Genomic DNA, 16,633 nt, shown 5'->3' with positions numbered 1-16,633 from the left:
TGCTCGCGACTCACATCGCTCGGGTAACGGTGCTTTCTCATACCCATAGTGTGCAGGAAAAGATCCGAGACAGGTTCTGAGAACTTGGCCCGTTTTTGTGGGAGCCGCGACCTCGCGGCGAATTAGTCAGGCACCGCCGATAGGCGGTCAGGCTGCAATCGTTTCGCCCCGAGGTCGGGGCTCCCACAGGTTGGTTTGAGTTGCCGCTTCAAGCGGCCTCTACCAAGCCGCCTTAGCCGTTGACCTTATGCAGCAACCGCAGCAGCTGGTTACGTTCGTCGTCGTCAAGGGCGGCGGTAGCCGCTTCGTCGCTGGCCACGGCGATGGCCTTGAGCTGGCCGAGCAGGGCGATGCCTGCCTTGGTGAGGAACACGCCATAGGCGCGCTTGTCCTGCACGCCGCGAACACGCTGGGCCAAGCCACGGCTTTCCAGCTTGTTGAGCAGCGGTACCAATTGTGGCGGCTCGATGGCCAGTTGGCGGGCCAGGTCGGCCTGCATCAGGCCCGGCTCGTTGTCGATGATCACCATCGCGGTGAACTGTGCCGGGCGCAGGTCATGCTGGGCCAGGTTGCCGACCAGGTGCTGGAATACCTTCAGTTGGGCGCGACGCAGCGCATAACCCACCAGGGTGTCCAGCCAGCTGTCAGGCAGCGCGTCACCAGGAGCGCTGGTCGCGGGCGAAGTGTCCATCTGGCTGGAAACGTTGCTCATGGCTTGGCTTCTTCAGTTAAGCGAATTAAGCATTTTGCACCGTGGTGCGCTGGCTGACCAGCGTCGAGGAGGCAGGCGCGTCGACTCAGGCCCGCTTCTTGGCACCAGGTGCACTGCCTGGAGAGCGGTTGAGCTTCTCTGCGCTTAGCCGCCGCTGGCCTTCGCCATCGACCCAGCCGGCCTCCCAGGCAGCAGCAGGAATGCTGTCGGCGAAGGGCAGGGTGTCGGCAGCGTGACCGGCGAGGCCCGCCATATAGCCCTGCTGGTACGCCTTGGTGAGGCTTTCCAGGCTCCAGTGTTGCTTGTTGTCGCGGTGGCTCATGAGAGGGATTCGCAAAGAGGCTTGCAAACCATGCTAGCCAAATCCGTCTGGTCAAACCGGGCCACCTGTCCCGGATTTATGACCATTGGTTTTTTTTGTGACGCAGTCGTCGCGGGCCTGGCCGTTTTACACGGCCAGGGCGAGGATGCTGGCCTGGTAGGCGGCGGCGAAGCTGTCGAAGTCGCCTTCCTCGTGAGCTTCGAGCTCGGCCTGTTCCTGCAGTGAGCGCTGGGCGGCCTGCTCGAATTCGGCTTGCTGCTCGGCGTTCAATGGCTGGCCGCGGAAATGCTCGGCGTGACGCTTGCTCTGGCGCAGGGAAAACGCCGCGAAGCTTTCGCCTTTCTGCAGTTCGGCGAGCACCTGGGCCGACGGCGTCAGGCTGGCATCGTCGATTTTCGCGCGTTGGGCCTGCAGGGCGGCGCCATGGGCGTCCGTCCCCTGGCTGCGGTCGAGCAGCCTGGTGATCGCTTCGATGCCGTCGAGCAGTTCGTGGGCCCAGCTCTGCAGGACCACGGGCGCACCATGGCGCTGCAGGTGCAGGCCAGGACGGCGACCTTCCTTGACCACCTTGAGGAAGTTATCCGAGCAACTGCCGCATTCGCCGTTGCTCAGCTGCGGGCTGTCCTGCAGGGCGCAGTAGAGCAGGAAGGCATCGAGGAAGCGCGACTCGGCGAGGTCGATGCCCATCGGCAGGAACGGATTGATGTCCAGGCAGCGCGCCTCGACGTACTGCACGCCACGGGCCATCAGCGCCTGGATCGGCCGCTCGCCGCTGTAGGTCACGCGCTTCGGGCGAATGTTGGAGTAGTACTCGTTCTCGATCTGCAGCACATTGGTGTTGAGCTGCAGCCACTCGCCGTCCTTCTTGGTGCCGATGTCGACGTAGGGCGGATACGGCGTACCGACGGCCTGGCGCAGGCTGTCGGTGTAGCTGGCCAGGTCGTTGTAGCAGGGCGTCAGCCCGGCTTGGGCCTCGCTCTGGTAACCCAGGTCGCTCATGCGCAGGCTGGTGGCGTAGGGCAGGTACAGGGTGTCGGCGTCCAGCTCCTGGAGCTGGTGCGAGCGGCCGCGCATGAAATTCTTGTCCAGTGCCGGCGAGGCGCCGAACAGGTACATCAGCAGCCAACTGTAGCGGCGGAAGTTGCGGATCAACGCGATGTAGCGCGAGGACTGATAGTCGCGCGCGCTGCGCCCGTCGCCTTCGGCTTCCTGCAGCACGGCCCACAGCTGCTCGGGCAGGGAGAAGTTGTAGTGGATACCGGCGATGCACTGCATGGTCTTGCCGTAACGCAGGGCCAGGCCCTTACGGTACACGTACTTGAGCTGGCCGATATGCGAACTGCCGTATCGGGCGATCGGGATGACCTCTTCTTCGGGCAGCGGGCCTGGCATCGAGGGGCTCCACAGGTACTCGCCGTCCAGCTTGCTGTACACGAAGCGGTGGATGCGATCGAGCTCGGCCAGGGTCTCGCCGGGGTCGACCGCCGTGGCGGTGATGAACTCGAGCAGGGATTCGGAATAGTCCGTGGTGATCTGCCCGTTGGTCAGCGCCGAGCCCAGCGCAGTGGAATGGCCGCTCAGCGCCAGCTGGCCACTTTCATCGACGCGCAGGCATTCACGCTCGATGCCATGCAGGCACTGGGAGAGCAGGGACAGGTTGGCGTGCTCGCCGAGCAGGGCCAGACGGCGGGAGAACAGGTCGCTCAAGATTGCATTCCTTCACGCAGCGGTCGCCCCAATATGGGGGTGGACGCTGGACTCTACAAGGGGCGAATTGCTGACGTTGGTCGTCTGGCGAAAGGGATGTACGTTTTAGCGACACGTGCAGGCAGCTTTCAAGCTCTGCCGCGCGTGACCTGGGCCTCAGAGCCTGTTCACGATCTGTATGCGCATGAGGCGGCAGCTACAAGGCAGGAACAGACGGAGGGTGGATCGGGGCGCGTAACTGACGCTCTTTTCATCCACCGTTGCGATCACGGGGCGGTGGACGGATCGGGCCGCGTAGGTGAAACGTCGTCTACGCGACCCGGTCCACCCTACGAACTGTGCTTGAGTCGGGCCTCAGAGGCAGGCGAAGGTGGCCTGGGCCTTGGCCACCAGCTTGTCGTGCTGGTGCACCTCGGCTTCGATCACCTGGGTGCGGCGGCCAGCGTGGATGACCCAGGCGCGGCAGCTCAGGTCACCTTCGGTGACGCCGCGGATGTAGTTGACCTTGCACTCCAGGGTCACGCTGCTCGGCTCGCCGTCGGTGAGGCTGTGGCTGGCCTGGCCCATGGCAGTGTCGATCAGCGAGAACAGCGCGCCGCCGTGCAGCTTGCCATGAAGGTTGCGCAGGCCATCGTGCATGCTCAGGGCGATGATCGCCTCGCCGGCCTCGGCCTTGACGATCTGCAAGCCGAGCAGGCGCCCGAAGGCGCTGCTTTTGCCGATCTCGTCTGCGGATTGGCTCATCGCTTATTTCCTCAGTTGTTTGGCGTTGGCGAACAGAGAAGCCATGGCGGCATTGGCCGGAGCGGGTTTGTCCTGGCCGGAGTGGCGCTCGCTGCGCGGCGTCTGGCCGCCCTTGCCCGCGCCCTGGCGACCGCCGCCTCGGGGGCCATCGACCTTCTCGCCCGGGGTGTCGCTCATGCGCATCGACAGGGCGATGCGATTGCGCGGGATGTCCACTTCCATGACCTTGACTTTGACCACGTCGCCGGCTTTGACGGCCTCGTGCGGGTCCTTGATGAATTTCTCGGAGAGCGCCGAGATGTGCACCAGGCCGTCCTGGTGTACGCCGATGTCGACGAAGGCGCCGAAGTTGGTCACGTTGGTAACCACGCCTTCCAGGATCATCCCCAATTCGAGGTCTTTGAGGGTTTCCACGCCTTCTTGGAACTCGGCGGTCTTGAACTCGGGGCGTGGGTCGCGGCCGGGTTTTTCCAGCTCGCTGAGGATGTCGCTGACCGTCACCTGGCCGAAGGTCTCGTCTGTGAATTTCTTCGGATCCAGGCGCTTGAGAAAGCCAGCATCGCCGATCAGCGAGCGGATGTCGCGGCCAGTGTCGGCGGCGATGCGCTGCACCAGCGGGTAGGTTTCCGGGTGCACGGCGGAGGCGTCCAGCGGGTTGTCGCCATTCATCACGCGCAGGAAGCCGGCGGCCTGTTCGAAGGTCTTGTCGCCCAGGCGCGGGACCTTCTTCAGGGCGTCACGGGTCTTGAAGGCGCCATGAGCGTCGCGATGGGCGACGATATTCTGCGCAAGGGTCGCGTTGAGGCCAGAAATCCGCGCCAGCAGGGCGCTAGAGGCGGTGTTGACGTCCACGCCCACGGCGTTCACGCAGTCTTCCACCACGGCGTCCAGGCTGCGCGCCAGCTTCAGTTGGGACACATCGTGCTGGTACTGGCCCACGCCAATGGATTTCGGGTCGATCTTCACCAGCTCGGCCAGCGGGTCCTGCAGGCGGCGAGCGATGCTCACTGCGCCGCGCAGGGATACGTCCAGATCGGGGAATTCCCTGGCCGCCAGCTCCGAGGCCGAATACACCGAGGCGCCGGCCTCGCTGACCATGATCTTGGTCATTTTCAGGCCCGGGTACTTCTTGATCAGCTCGATGGCCAGCTTGTCGGTCTCACGGCTAGCGGTGCCATTGCCGATGGCGATCAGGTCGACGCCGTGCTTGGCGCACAGCTTGGCCAGCACGTTGAGGGTGCCGTCCCAGTCATTGCGAGGGGCGTGCGGGTAGACGGTGGCGGTGTCGAGCAGCTTGCCGGTGGCGTCGACCACGGCCACCTTGCAACCGGTGCGCAGGCCCGGGTCGAGGCCCAGGGTCGCGCGCGGGCCTGCGGGTGCGGCCAGCAGCAGATCGTGCAGGTTGCGGGCGAACACGCTGATCGCCTCGTCCTCGGCGCCTTCACGCAGTTCGCCGAGCAGATCGGTTTCCAGGTGGGTGTAGAGCTTGACCTTCCAGGTCCAGCGCACCACTTCCCCCAGCCACTTGTCGCCGGCACGACCCTGGTTGGCGATGCCGAAACGCTCGGCGATCATGCCCTCGCACGGGTGCAGGGTGCCGGGAAGCTCTTCGCCGACCTTGAGACTGGCAGTGAGAATGCCCTCGTTGCGCCCGCGGAAAATCGCCAGGGCGCGGTGCGACGGGGCGCCCTTGAGCTTTTCGTCATGCTCGAAGTAGTCACGGAACTTGGCGCCCTCGGTTTCCTTGCTGGCGATTACCCTGGCGCTCAGGGTGGCGTTGTCCTTGAGGAAGCTGCGCAGGCTGCTGAGCAGGCTGGCGTCTTCGGCGAAGCGTTCCATTAGAATGTACTTGGCGCCTTCGAGCACCGCCTTGGTGTCGGCGAAGCCTTTCTCGGCATCGATGAAGCGCGCCGCTTCGCTCTCCGGGGTCAGGTTCGGGTCATTGAACAGTGCGTCGGCCAGCTCGCCGAGGCCGGCTTCCAGGGCAATCTGGCCCTTGGTGCGGCGCTTCTGCTTATAGGGCAGGTAAAGGTCTTCGAGGCGCGTCTTGGTGTCGGCGAGGTTGATCTCGCGGGTCAGTTCGGGGGTCAGCTTGCCCTGTTCCTCGATGCTGGCGAGGATGCTCGCGCGGCGATCATCGAGTTCGCGCAGATAACGCAGGCGCTCTTCCAGATTGCGCAGCTGGGTATCGTCGAGGCTGCCGGTGACTTCCTTGCGGTAACGGGCGATGAACGGCACGGTGGAACCTTCATCCAGCAGCTGTACGGCGGCGGCGACCTGTTGCGGGCGTACGCCCAGTTCTTCGGCGATACGGTTGTTGATGCTGAGCATAGAAAGAAGAATCCACCTTGAAACGACTAAAACCGGCCTCGCTCGTGATGAGCCGGACTATAAAACGGCGCATTATAGCCACGCCCGCAGGGGCACAGGCCACTCGCCATTGGCGGCTGTCAGACCATGAATCGGCGCGAAGTGCGCGAACGACAGCGAAAAATCTGCTAACAATGGACAATACGTGGTCTACACGGCCTCTGAGCCATAATGCCGCCGGTCAGCCGGACGCAACGCGTCGCGGACTCTCGGTCAAGGAGCCTCTATGAGCAGCACTGCAGTACAACCGGTCGAAGGCGAAAAGATCCTGATTGTCGATGACGACGCCCGTCTGCGTCGCCTGCTCGAGCGTTTCTTCGACGAGCAGGGCTATCGCGTACGCGCCGTGGAGAACGTCGAGCAAATGGACCGCCTGCTATCGCGCGAGCTGTTCAACCTGGTGGTGCTCGACCTGATGCTGCCGGGCGAAGACGGCATGAGCGCCTGCCGTCGCCTGCGCGCCTCCAACAACCAGGTGCCGATCATCATGCTCACCGCCAAGGGCGACGAAGGTAGCCGCATCCAGGGCCTGGAAATCGGTGCCGACGATTACCTGGCCAAGCCGTTCAACCCACGCGAACTGCTGGCCCGCATCAAGGCCGTACTGCGCCGCCAGGCGCCGGTAGTGCCGGGCGCGCCGGGCAGCGAAGACGAGAGCGTCACCTTCGGTGATTACGAGCTGTCCCTGGCCACTCGTGAACTGAAGAAGGGCGACGAGGTGCACATGCTCACCACCGGTGAGTTCGCGGTGCTCAAGGCGCTGGTGCAGCACGCCCGCGAGCCGCTTACCCGCGACAAGCTGATGAATCTGGCCCGCGGTCGTGAGTGGGACGCCCTGGAGCGCTCCATCGACGTGCAGATTTCCCGTCTGCGCCGGCTGATCGAGCCTGATCCGTCCAAGCCGCGCTATATCCAGACCGTCTGGGGCGTGGGGTATGTGTTCGTACCGGACGGCAACAAGTAAAACGGATACATAGCGCTGGAGGGCTGGCGATCGATGCCAGCCCTCGTTCGTTCAGCCCCGCCCTCAGCGTTTTGCCCGGCTCCTGTTTCTATGAAAGCTCCACTCTGGTTTCCGCAAAGTTTCTTCTCGCGCACCCTCTGGCTGGTGCTGATCGTCGTGCTGTTTTCCAAAGCGCTGACCCTCGTTTACCTGATGATGAACGAGGACGTGCTGGTCGACCGTCAATACAGCCACGGCGCCGCGTTGACCCTGCGCGCCTACTGGGCGGCGAATCCCGAGGATCGTGGCGATATCGCCGAGGCTGCCGGCCTCAAGCGGGTGACGCGTGCCGAAGTGCCCGCCAGCGAGGAGCACTGGCCCTACAGCGAGATCTTCCAGCGGCAGATGCAGTCCGAACTCGGCCCCGACACCGAAACCCGCGTACGGGCCAAGAGCCCGCCAGCGCTCTGGGTGCACGCGCCAACGCTGGGTGAAGACTGGATTCGCGTGCCGCTCTACCCGCATCCGTTGCGTGGCCAGCGGATCTGGAGCGTGCTGGGCTGGTTCCTGGGTATCGGCCTGCTGTCCACGGCGGCGGCATGGATCTTCGTGCGTCAGCTCAGCGCGCCACTCAAGCGCCTGGTGATCGCTGCCCGCCAGTTTGGCCAGGGCCGCAGCGTGCGATTGCCGGTCGGCGATACGCCGAGTGAAATGGCCGAGGTGTACCGCGCATTCAACCAGATGGCCGAGGACGTCGAGCAGGCCGGGCGCGAGCGCGAGCTGATGCTCGCCGGGGTGTCCCATGACCTGCGTACGCCGCTGACGCGGTTGAGGCTGTCCCTGGAGTTTCTCGACCATGACTCCGAGCTGACCGATGACATGGTGCGCGATATCGAGGACATGGACGCCATTCTCGATCAGTTCCTGGCCTTCATCCGTGACGGTCGTGACGAGCCTGTCGAAGACCTGGTGCTGCCCGAGCTGATTCGTGAGGTGGTCGCCCCTTACAATCAGAAGAGCGAACAGGTGCGCCTGTTCCTCGAGCCGATTCCGGCCTTTCCGCTGCGCCGGGTGTCGATCAAGCGACTGATCGTCAACCTGATCGAGAACGCCTTGCGTTATGGCGGCAGCCCGGTGGAAATCGTTCTGTCGGTGGCTGGTGACCACAGCGCGCCCTATGTGGTGCTAAGCGTGATGGACCGTGGCGCCGGCATCGATCCGAGCGAGCTGAGCAACATCGTCAACCCGTTCATCCGTGGCGACAGCGCCCGCGGTGGAAAGGGAGCCGGGCTGGGGCTGGCCATCGTCAAGCGCATCGCTTCGCTACATGGCGGTAGCGTGGAACTGCGCAATCGTACAGGTGGTGGGCTGGAGGCCCGTATCTGTCTGCCTCTGGGGTTATTGTTGCCACGCGACGCGGCCTGATTCTCGACTAGGCTGTTAACTCGATGCAGGCACCTGTACAGCCCCGATAGGCTGCTTCATGCTGTGCTGGCATAGCGATATGAGGTTCGTATGCCCCGCACTGCCGAACGCTTGCCGTTCTGGACCTGGTGGCTACCACTGCCGGTCTTTCATCTGGCGACACAGCTATCTCTGATCACCCAGTTCGAGGGTGGGCTGGGTATCCTCTATCTGCCATTCGCCCTCGGGCTGGTACTGGTGCTCTGGTGGGGGCCGCGAGTGCTGTGGGCGCTTTACGCCAATGCGGTGTTGTCCACGCCGCTGTGGGGGCTGGACTGGCACCAGGCGCCCCTGCACGCGGCGCCGGAAACCCTGGGCGTCGCCTGCTGTTACCTGCTGCTGCGCTGGCGGCCGTTCGACGTCGCCCTGCCGGACATCAGCCACGTGTTGCGCTTCATCCTTCTCGGTGTGCTGATACCGGCAGCAGTCACCTGCCTGCTGTTGATCGGCTGCCGGTTGCTGCTCGACGAACTGATCGTGGCGCAGGTACCGCAGTTGGTGCTGACGCTCTGGCTGGTCGACAGCCTCACCGCGCTGGTGATTTCCATCCCCTTGCTGACCTACCTCAGCCCCTGGTTGCGCCGGCGCGGCTGGCTGATGCCGGCCGGGGGCATCGCGTCGCCCCTGTTGCAAGTTCCCATGGCCCTGCGCACGTTGCCCTCGCTATACGTACTGTTGCCGGTGCTGGTATGTCTGCCGGTGCTGCTGGAACTGTTGCCGACACCCTTGAAGATGCCGGCCGTGGGCCTGGTCATGCTGGGGCTGGCGCTGGTCTGGGGGTTTTCCGGGGCGGTGTGCGGGGCCGCGATCAGCGCCATCGCCATCCTGGTGTTGCCCTGGTTTCACGCGGTCACCGCTGGCGGCAGCTGGATCGATCCGCAGCGTGTCGAGCTGCACTTCGGCATCCTGCTGTTCGTCCTGGCGGCGCTGCTGATCGGCCGCAGCCTCACCGACCTGCGCCTGGCCCTCGGCCATAGCGCGGCGGTACAACGCCAGCTGAACCTAGCGCATTCGGCATTGGACGCCAGCCCATTGGGTGTCTTGATTGCAGATGCGCGGCGGGCCGAATTGCCGCTGATCTACTGCAACCCGGCCTTCGAACAGATCACCGGGCGCGAGGCCGATGCAACCCTCGGCCTGAGCCTGTTCGAGCTGCTGCGCGGCGAGAAACGCCACGAAGGCCTGCATGTACTGGAAACCGCGATCCGCCGCGAGGTACCTGGCAACGCGGTGTTGCGCCTGCAGCGCCAGGACGGCGAGGCCTTCTGGGGCGAGGTGATTCTGGCGCCGATGCGCGACGAAGAAGGCGTCAGCCACTTCATCGTCATGCAGCAGGACGTCAGCACCCGCGAGCAACTGGCCCAGGACATGGTGCGCCAGAGCGAGACCCTGCAGCAGCAGAGCCACCTGTTCACCCAGACCGAAAACATCGCCGATCTGGGCGGCTGGTCGCTGAACATGCGCGACATGAGCATGTACTGGAGCGCCGGCTGCTTTGCCATCTACGAGCTGGATCCGAAAAGCGGCGCGCCGTCTTTCGAGGAATCGCTGAACCAGTTCGACGTCTCTGGCCGCGAGCTGATCGGCCGTACCCTGCAGAAAATGTACAAGGGCGACGACCAGTTCGATATCGAGGTGCGTGGCAGTACCGCCAAGGGCCGCACGCGCTGGGTCAGGCTACTTGGCGTGGCCGAGCGCGACGGTGGCGAGCTGGTGCGCATCTATGGCGCCGCTCAGGACATCACTGCGCGGCGCCGTACCGAGCAGCAACTGCGAGAGCGCGATGATCGACTGCGCCTGTTCTTCGAGGCACCGCTGATCGGCATGGCGCTGATCACCCCGACCTTCGGCTGGTCGGAAGTCAACCTCAAACTGTGCAGCATCCTTGGCCTGAGCCGGGAGCAACTGATGGAATCCAGTTGGGCCAGCATCAGCAGCCCCGAGGATCTTGAGGCCGAGCAGCCCCTGCTCGACGACGTGCGCAGCGGTAGTCGCGAGGGCTTCGAGCGCGATCGCAACTTCCTGCGCGCCGACGGCAGCCCGGTGCAGACGCGCCTGCACCTGCGTGCGGTGCGACGCACCAATGGCGGCGTCAGCATGTTCCTGCTGCTGGTCGAGGACATCAGCGCTCGCTACGAAGCTGAGGCCCGCTATCGCACCGTCGTCGAGCATGCGCCCGAGGCAATCATGCTCTACAGCGAAGAGGGCGGCATGGTCGATTTCAACGGCAACGCCCTGCGCCTGTTCGGCTATCGACGTGAAGAACTGCTCAGCCGCCGGCCTTTCGAGCTGAGCCCGGAGGTTCAGGCCGACGGCAGGCCGTCCTCCGAGGCTGCCAAACACTATCTCAAGGCCGCCCTGCGCGGCGAAGTGCCGGTGTTCGAATGGTTGCATCAGGACAGCAGCGGCCGGCAATTCCCTTGCGAGGTGCGCCTGGTGCGGTTGCCGGGCGAGCCGGTGTTGATTCGCTGCAGCGTCACCGATATTTCCGAGCGCCAGCGTTACCAGCGGGAGATCGAGCGCCTGGCCTACAGCGACGAGCTGACCGGCCTGCCAAACCGCCGGCTGATGCTCGACCGCCTGCAGCATGCCATGGATCGTGAGATACGCCAGGGCAGCCTGGGCGCGCTGCTGTTCATCGACCTCGACCATTTCAAGACGGTCAACGACAGCCTCGGCCACCTGGTCGGTGACAGCCTGCTGCGTGAAGTGACTGCCCGCTTGGAAGGGCAACTGCGTACCGAAGACACCCTGGCACGCATGGGCGGTGATGAGTTCGTAGTGCTGCTAGAGGGCCTGGATGCCAATGCCCAGCTGGCGGGCGAGCAGGCTGCGATGGTCGGCGAGCGCCTGCTCAAGAGCCTGGAACGGCCCTGCGTGATCGACGGTCATGAGTTATCCATGAGCGCCAGCATCGGTATCGCCCTGCATCCGTTCGGTGAGCAGAACGCCGCCGATGTGCTCAAGCAGGCCGACACCGCCATGTATCGCGCCAAGCAGGGTGGTCGCAACGCCCTGCATTTCTTCGCGCCCGCCATGCAGGCGGCCATCGACCAGCGCCTGCAGCTTCAGGGCGAGCTGCGCCAGGCGATTGCCCGGGATCAGCTTTACCTGGTGTTCCAGCCGCAACTGCAGCTGGATGATGGCCAGCTGATCGGTGCCGAGGTGCTGGTGCGCTGGGCGCACCCGGAAAAGGGCGAGATCCTGCCGGGCCATTTCATTCCCCTGGCCGAAGAGACAGGCTTGATCCAGGAAATTGGCAATTGGGTGCTCGAGCGTGCCTGCGCCACCCTGCAGGCTTGGCTGGCGGAGCACCCGGACGTGGTGCTGGCGGTGAACCTCAGCCCGCGCGAGCTGCGCAGCCGCGAGTGCGTCGAACGGGTGCGCGGCTGCCTGGAGCGCTACGGCGTGCCGGCCGCGGCCTTGGAGCTGGAACTCACCGAAGGCGTGCTGCTCGAGGACGTCGAGCAGTGCATCGCCAACATGCGCGCGCTCAAGCAACTCGGCGTACGTTTCTCGATCGACGACTTCGGCACCGGCTATTCGTCCCTGACCTATCTCAAGCGCCTGCCGCTGGACCGGCTGAAGATCGACCGCAGTTTCACCCAGGACCTGGGGACCAGCGGCAACGGCAACAATGTCCTGCTGGTGGAAACCATTCTGATGATCGCCCGCAACCTGGGCCTGGAATGCGTGGCCGAGGGCATCGAAACCACCGACCAGCTCGAGCACTTGAAGCGCCTGGGTTGCGAGTTCGGCCAGGGTTATCTGCTGGGCAGGCCAATGGTCGAGGCGGAGTTCCTGAAGCGAATGGGCCCGCCGCGGCAGGCCCGTTCCTGAGCCTTCACCAGCTCAGTTCGTCACCCTGCAAGCGCGCCTTGCGGCCGTACGGCCAGGCGAAGTTGGCGTCGCCGTGGCCGCTGGGCAGCTCGCCATAGAGCGGGATGTCGAAGGGCGGCAGATACTCGCCGATGATTTCCTCGATGCTGTGCTGCACGCCGCGCCGTGGGCAGTCGGTGAAGCTGCCCAGGCACACGGCGGCCGGGCGGCGCTCGGCGAAACTTTCGAACAGCTGCCAGAAGCTGCGCTCCAGGCGGTAGTACGGCTCGCCGACGTCTTCGAGTATCAGGATGGCATCGTTCGGCAGCTGCATGCCCGCAACGGTGCCGCAGCCGCTGGCCAGGGCGGTGAGGTTGCCGCCGACCAGAGGGCCGTTCACGGCAGTTTTCGGGCCGCTGAGGTGGCGTACGGGTAGCGAGTGGCTGCGGTCCTGCAGCAGATCCCACAGCGAGCGCATCGACGCCAGCCGTTCGCGTTGGCCGGCTGGTGCGGACAGGGCCTGCAGGCCGAGCGCGGTGGCCACCGGGCCGTGGATGCCGGGCAGCTCATGGCGAGCGAAGGCGTCGAGCAGCACCGACAGGTCCGAGTAACCGATCAGCGGCCTTGGGCTGGCGCGCTGCAGCAGCGCCCAGTCGATGCCCGGCAGCAGTTGCGCGCTGCCGTAGCCGCCGCGCAGGCACCAGACGGCGTCGATATCCGGCAGGCAGAACGCTTCGTGCAGGTCTTCCAGGCGTTGCGCCGGCGTGCCCGCCAGATAACGATGCCGGGCGCGCACGTGGCGGCCCAGGTGGTAATCGATGCCCTGCACGTCGAGCTGCGCCAGGGTGGCATCGAAGATCTCGTTGGCGATTGCCGAGGCGGGGGCGATCAGGGCCACGCGGCCCTTGAAGGCTGTATTCATCCTTTACCCTTGGTACGTGTCAGGTTGGGGCCGCCGTTCTTTTCCAGGTAGCCGATGATCATCCCGGCAACGTCCTTGCCGGTAGTCACCTCGATGCCTTCCAGGCCGGGCGAGGAGTTCACCTCCATCACCAGCGGGCCGTGGTTGGAGCGCAGGATGTCGACGCCGGCCACCGACAGGCCCATCACCTTGGCGGCGCGAATGGCGGTCATGCGTTCTTCCGGGGTGATCTTGATCAGGCTGGCGGTGCCGCCGCGGTGCAGGTTGGAGCGGAACTCGCCGGGCTTGGCCTGGCGCTTCATCGCCGCGATGACCTTGTCGCCGACCACGAAGCAGCGGATGTCGGCGCCGCCGGCTTCCTTGATGTATTCCTGCACCATGATGTTTTGCTTGAGGCCCATGAAGGCCTCGATCACCGATTCGGCGGCCTTTTCGGTTTCGCACAGCACCACGCCGATGCCCTGGGTGCCTTCGAGCACCTTGATCACCAGTGGCGCGCCGTTGACCATCTGGATCAGGTCGGGAATGTCGTCCGGCGAGTGGGCGAAGCCGGTCACCGGCAGGCCGATGCCGCGCCGCGACAGCAACTGCAGCGAGCGCAGCTTGTCCCGCGAGCGGGCGATGGCCACCGATTCGTTGAGCGGTACCACGCCCATCATCTCGAACTGGCGTAGCACCGCGCAGCCGTAGAAGGTCACCGAGGCGCCGATGCGCGGGATCACCGCGTCGAAGCCTTCCAGCGGTTTACCGCGATAATGGATCTGCGGCTTGTGGCTGGCGATGTTCATGTAGGCGCGCAGGGTATCGATCACCACCATTTCATGGCCGCGCTGTTGCCCGGCTTCGACCAGGCGACGCGTGGAATACAGGCGCGGATTGCGCGACAGCACAGCGATTTTCATTGGGCACCGGTCGGGTCGGGAAGCACGGGTTTGTCTTGTACGTAAGTGAGCGCCGGGTTGACCACCAGTTGGCCGTCGACCAGGGCTTTGGAACCGAGCAACATGCGATAACGCATGGTCTTGCGGCTGGCCAGGGTGAACTCCACCGGCCACTGCAGATCGCCCAGCATCAGGCTGGTACGGATCACGTAGCGGCTCTGGGCCTGGCCGTTGGAACTCTTGATGGTCTTGAGCGCGACCAGGCGCGCCTCGCAGCGATGCCGGCGCTGCACCTGGGTGCCGATGTAGGCGGTGAAGCGCACCCAGCGTTCTCCGTCGCGCTCGAATGGCTGAATGTCGCTGGCGTGCAGGCTCGACGTGCTGGCGCCAGTGTCGATCTTGGCGCGCAGGCCGACGATGCCCAACTCCGGCAGGTTCACCCACTCGCGCAGGCCGATCACGTTGAGGTGGTCGAATGTCTTCAAGAACGCGTTCCGTCTCTACTAGGGCTGGCATCAGGCGCGCATGGTACTGAAAATCCGCCGTGCTGCACGCCTGTCAGTGGGTAATCGTGGCGGATGCCCACGCCGCTTCGGCGACTGTCGGCAAACCCCGGAATTGCGGCCTGGCGAACAGGAAACCCTGCATCAGTTCGATGCCGCTGGCGGCGAGGAAGTCGCGCTCGCCCGGCGTTTCGATCCCTTCGGCTATCACCCTTACACCCAGATCATTACAAATGCTGAGGATGCCGCGCACGATGGCCTGGCGGGCCTTGTCCTGGTCGACGTCGCGGATCAGCGCCATGTCCAGTTTGATCAGGTCGGGCTGGAAATCGGCCAGCAGAGTGAGACCGGAATGGCCGGCGCCGAAATCGTCGATGGCCGTCTTGAACCCGAATTCCTGATACTGGCGCAGGATATTGGTCAGGTGCCTGCTATCGACCATGTGATCGCTTTCCAGGGTCTCGAAAATCAGCCGGTCGAGGGGGAAGTCATGCTGGCGCGCCGCTTCCAGGGTGCTACGAATGCACAGCTCGGGGCGATATACGGCGTTGGGCAGGAAGTTGATCGACAGGTAGCTGGCCATGCCCAGTTGCTTGGCTTCGGCAATGGCCTGGGTGCGGCAGCGCTGGTCGAAACGGTAGCGATTGTCGTCGTTGATGCGCTCGAGCACGGACAGCGCCCCTTCGCCCGCCGGCCCGCGCACCAGCGCCTCATGGGCGAATACCTGGCGGCTGCGGATGTCGATGATCGGCTGGAAGGCGAAATGGAAGTCGAAGTCCAGCTCCGGGCTGCTCTGGCAGCCGCGGCATTTTTCGGGGTGGACGAGATCGCTGGGAAAGTGGGTCACCGCTGCTCCAGAATGAGGATCGCTCGAGCTTGCATGCATGGGACAATGCGTACAGGCTGGAGTGACAATGAATAGTGATGATAGCCAGCAATGAGTGAGGTAAGGGTGGCAAAGCAGGATGCCGATGACAAGGTTCGCTTGGACAAGTGGCTGTGGGCCGCGCGCTTCTACAAGACCCGTGCGCTGGCCAAGGCGGCGATCGAAGGCGGCAAGGTGCATTGCCGGGGCGAGCGCTGCAAGCCAGGCAAGGAACCTAGGGTCGGCGAAGAGTACGTGATCCGTACCGGTTTCGATGAACGCACCGTGGTGGTTCAGGCGCTGTCGGTGGTGCGTCGCGGAGCGCCCGAAGCGCAGACCCTGTACGCCGAAACCGGCGAAAGCATCGTGCGCCGCGAGCTGGCCGCCGAGCAGCGCAAGGCCGGCGCCCTGGGCGTGCAGACCGAAGGGCGGCCGAGCAAGAAGCAGCGCCGGCAGCTGTTCTACCTACGCGGTGGCTCCGGGGAGTGGGTGGAGTAGGGCGGCCTGCTCTGGGCGAGCCGGCCAGCCGTGATCAGCGCCCGCTGATCACGGCGAAGGCGCCGATCACCGGCACGCGGGCCAGAATCCGCATCAATGGTGCCGTCGCCCGCTCGATGGCGGCGCTGGCCCGGTAGGCCAATGGCGTATAGCAACTCCAGGCGATGCCCAGCACACTGAGCAGTACCCCACCGACGAAGGCGTCCGCCCCCCAATGGGCGCCGGCGACGAGCCGCGGCAGCATGCCGAGCACTGCCACCGCCCAGACCAGCAGGCGGCGCCAGCCGCTGACGAAGAAGCTGCAGAACATCGCCCAGATCAACAGCACCGAGGCGTGGTCACCCGGGAAACTGCGCGTGGCGCTGTCCTTCAGGTCCCAGCGCTCTTCCCAGGCAGGGAACATCTCGGTGAGCCGCGCGCTGCCTTCGATCTGCAGCGACGGGCTCGCATGTTGCCAGCCCATGTACTCGACCAGATCGGCAAAGCCCACGCGCATCAGCAACATGACGATCAGCGCGACCAAAAACGCATAGAGGCCGGTGCGCACCTGATTGGCTGGGAATATCAGGCCGGCACGCAGCATGATCGCCAGCATCACCACGCCGACGCCGGCATCCACCGGGCGCATGCTGCCGATCGCCCAGATATGCGCCCACAGGCCGGCGGCGTGCACGGGATCGTTGAGTAGATGGAACAGCCAGACGTCGAACTGATTCCAGTACACGCGGGTGACCGGCCACAGCCAACTGGCGAACAGCACGGCGACGAGCAGGTGGCTGATGAGCAGGGCGCGTGGGCGCCATTGGGCGTTAAGGGCGAGATGCATGATGGCGGCTCGAGGAAAACCGCCGATTCTAGGCAGATGGGTCGCCTCGCTGGGCGC

14 protein-coding genes are annotated in these 16,633 nt (G+C 64.7%); 4 read left to right on the top strand and 10 right to left on the bottom strand.

Going from position 1 to position 16,633, the window contains the following annotated elements:
• Window positions 1-232: 232 nt before the first annotated feature.
• The 5 genes from BVH01_RS21795 to BVH01_RS21775 all read right to left on the bottom strand — a co-directional run bounded on the left by BVH01_RS21795 (window position 233) and on the right by BVH01_RS21775 (window position 5,816).
• Window positions 233-691, bottom strand: a complete 459-nt coding sequence (locus BVH01_RS21795) for a MarR family winged helix-turn-helix transcriptional regulator (RefSeq protein ID WP_139317901.1) — start codon at window positions 689-691, stop codon at window positions 233-235.
• A gap of 106 nt (window positions 692-797) precedes the next feature.
• Entirely contained in the window at window positions 798-1,034 is a 237-nt protein-coding gene (rmf, locus tag BVH01_RS21790) for a ribosome modulation factor (protein ID WP_075932328.1), read from the bottom strand.
• 126 nt (window positions 1,035-1,160) lie between these two features.
• Window positions 1,161-2,741: a glutamate--cysteine ligase gene (gshA, locus tag BVH01_RS21785; protein ID WP_075932327.1), complete on the bottom strand. Its 1,581-nt coding sequence runs from the start codon at window positions 2,739-2,741 to the stop codon at window positions 1,161-1,163.
• A 354-nt stretch (window positions 2,742-3,095) separates the two neighbouring features.
• Window positions 3,096-3,485, bottom strand: a complete 390-nt coding sequence (locus BVH01_RS21780) for a PaaI family thioesterase (RefSeq protein WP_075932326.1) — start codon at window positions 3,483-3,485, stop codon at window positions 3,096-3,098.
• A gap of 3 nt (window positions 3,486-3,488) precedes the next feature.
• A complete protein-coding gene (locus BVH01_RS21775; RefSeq protein WP_075932325.1) occupies window positions 3,489-5,816 on the bottom strand; it encodes a Tex family protein in 2,328 nt (775 codons plus the stop codon).
• Between the two features lie 265 nt (window positions 5,817-6,081).
• Here BVH01_RS21775 and ompR point away from each other — a divergent pair, with 265 nt between their 5' ends.
• From ompR to BVH01_RS21760, 3 genes are all read left to right on the top strand, one after another.
• Window positions 6,082-6,819, top strand: coding sequence for a two-component system response regulator OmpR (ompR, locus tag BVH01_RS21770; RefSeq protein ID WP_073267397.1), 738 nt, complete (start codon window positions 6,082-6,084; stop codon window positions 6,817-6,819).
• Between the two features lie 90 nt (window positions 6,820-6,909).
• Window positions 6,910-8,223 (top strand): ATP-binding protein, encoded by a 1,314-nt coding sequence (locus BVH01_RS21765; RefSeq protein WP_075932324.1) that lies wholly within the window; start codon window positions 6,910-6,912, stop codon window positions 8,221-8,223.
• 90 nt (window positions 8,224-8,313) lie between these two features.
• Complete coding sequence (locus BVH01_RS21760) at window positions 8,314-12,102, top strand: EAL domain-containing protein (protein ID WP_075932323.1); 3,789 nt, start codon at window positions 8,314-8,316, stop codon at window positions 12,100-12,102.
• A 4-nt stretch (window positions 12,103-12,106) separates the two neighbouring features.
• Here the strand turns inward: BVH01_RS21760 and BVH01_RS21755 are convergent, their stop codons facing one another.
• The 4 genes from BVH01_RS21755 to BVH01_RS21740 all read right to left on the bottom strand — a co-directional run bounded on the left by BVH01_RS21755 (window position 12,107) and on the right by BVH01_RS21740 (window position 15,234).
• Window positions 12,107-13,003, bottom strand: coding sequence for an LD-carboxypeptidase (locus BVH01_RS21755; RefSeq protein ID WP_075932322.1), 897 nt, complete (start codon window positions 13,001-13,003; stop codon window positions 12,107-12,109).
• Complete coding sequence (rimK, locus tag BVH01_RS21750; protein ID WP_070884623.1) at window positions 13,000-13,905, bottom strand: 30S ribosomal protein S6--L-glutamate ligase; 906 nt, start codon at window positions 13,903-13,905, stop codon at window positions 13,000-13,002. Before rimK ends, BVH01_RS21755 begins: the two co-directional genes overlap by 4 nt.
• Window positions 13,902-14,336, bottom strand: a complete 435-nt coding sequence (locus BVH01_RS21745) for an ATP-dependent zinc protease (RefSeq protein ID WP_168172937.1) — start codon at window positions 14,334-14,336, stop codon at window positions 13,902-13,904. Before BVH01_RS21745 ends, rimK begins: the two co-directional genes overlap by 4 nt.
• 106 nt (window positions 14,337-14,442) lie before the next feature.
• A complete protein-coding gene (locus BVH01_RS21740; RefSeq protein WP_075932321.1) occupies window positions 14,443-15,234 on the bottom strand; it encodes an EAL domain-containing protein in 792 nt (263 codons plus the stop codon).
• Between the two features lie 90 nt (window positions 15,235-15,324).
• Between BVH01_RS21740 and BVH01_RS21735 the strand changes: the two genes are divergently transcribed.
• Complete coding sequence (locus BVH01_RS21735; protein ID WP_075932320.1) at window positions 15,325-15,750, top strand: RNA-binding S4 domain-containing protein; 426 nt, start codon at window positions 15,325-15,327, stop codon at window positions 15,748-15,750.
• A gap of 34 nt (window positions 15,751-15,784) precedes the next feature.
• On the opposite strand, the gene BVH01_RS21730 is transcribed toward BVH01_RS21735, so the two are convergent.
• Complete coding sequence (locus tag BVH01_RS21730) at window positions 15,785-16,576, bottom strand: phosphatase PAP2 family protein (protein WP_075932319.1); 792 nt, start codon at window positions 16,574-16,576, stop codon at window positions 15,785-15,787.
• Between the last annotated feature and the right edge of the window lie 57 nt (window positions 16,577-16,633).

The organism is Pseudomonas sp. PA1(2017) (assembly GCF_001945375.1).
In the GTDB taxonomy this organism is placed as follows: domain Bacteria; phylum Pseudomonadota; class Gammaproteobacteria; order Pseudomonadales; family Pseudomonadaceae; genus Aquipseudomonas.
This window is presented reverse-complemented; position numbering and strand designations above follow the sequence as displayed.

Bases quoted from the DNA above. Each gene is read 5' to 3' on its own strand.
- BVH01_RS21795 (WP_139317901.1), bottom strand. From the start codon at position 691: ATGGACACTTCGCCCGCGACCAGCGCTCCTGGTGACGCGCTGCCTGAC.
- rmf (WP_075932328.1), bottom strand. From the start codon at position 1,034: ATGAGCCACCGCGACAACAAGCAACACTGGAGCCTGGAAAGCCTCACC.
- BVH01_RS21780 (WP_075932326.1), bottom strand. From the start codon at position 3,485: ATGAGCCAATCCGCAGACGAGATCGGCAAAAGCAGCGCCTTCGGGCGC.
- BVH01_RS21775 (WP_075932325.1), bottom strand. From the start codon at position 5,816: ATGCTCAGCATCAACAACCGTATCGCCGAAGAACTGGGCGTACGCCCG.
- ompR (WP_073267397.1), top strand. From the start codon at position 6,082: ATGAGCAGCACTGCAGTACAACCGGTCGAAGGCGAAAAGATCCTGATT.
- BVH01_RS21765 (WP_075932324.1), top strand. From the start codon at position 6,910: ATGAAAGCTCCACTCTGGTTTCCGCAAAGTTTCTTCTCGCGCACCCTC.
- BVH01_RS21760 (WP_075932323.1), top strand. From the start codon at position 8,314: ATGCCCCGCACTGCCGAACGCTTGCCGTTCTGGACCTGGTGGCTACCA.
- BVH01_RS21755 (WP_075932322.1), bottom strand. From the start codon at position 13,003: ATGAATACAGCCTTCAAGGGCCGCGTGGCCCTGATCGCCCCCGCCTCG.
- rimK (WP_070884623.1), bottom strand. From the start codon at position 13,905: ATGAAAATCGCTGTGCTGTCGCGCAATCCGCGCCTGTATTCCACGCGT.
- BVH01_RS21735 (WP_075932320.1), top strand. From the start codon at position 15,325: ATGAGTGAGGTAAGGGTGGCAAAGCAGGATGCCGATGACAAGGTTCGC.
- BVH01_RS21730 (WP_075932319.1), bottom strand. From the start codon at position 16,576: ATGCATCTCGCCCTTAACGCCCAATGGCGCCCACGCGCCCTGCTCATC.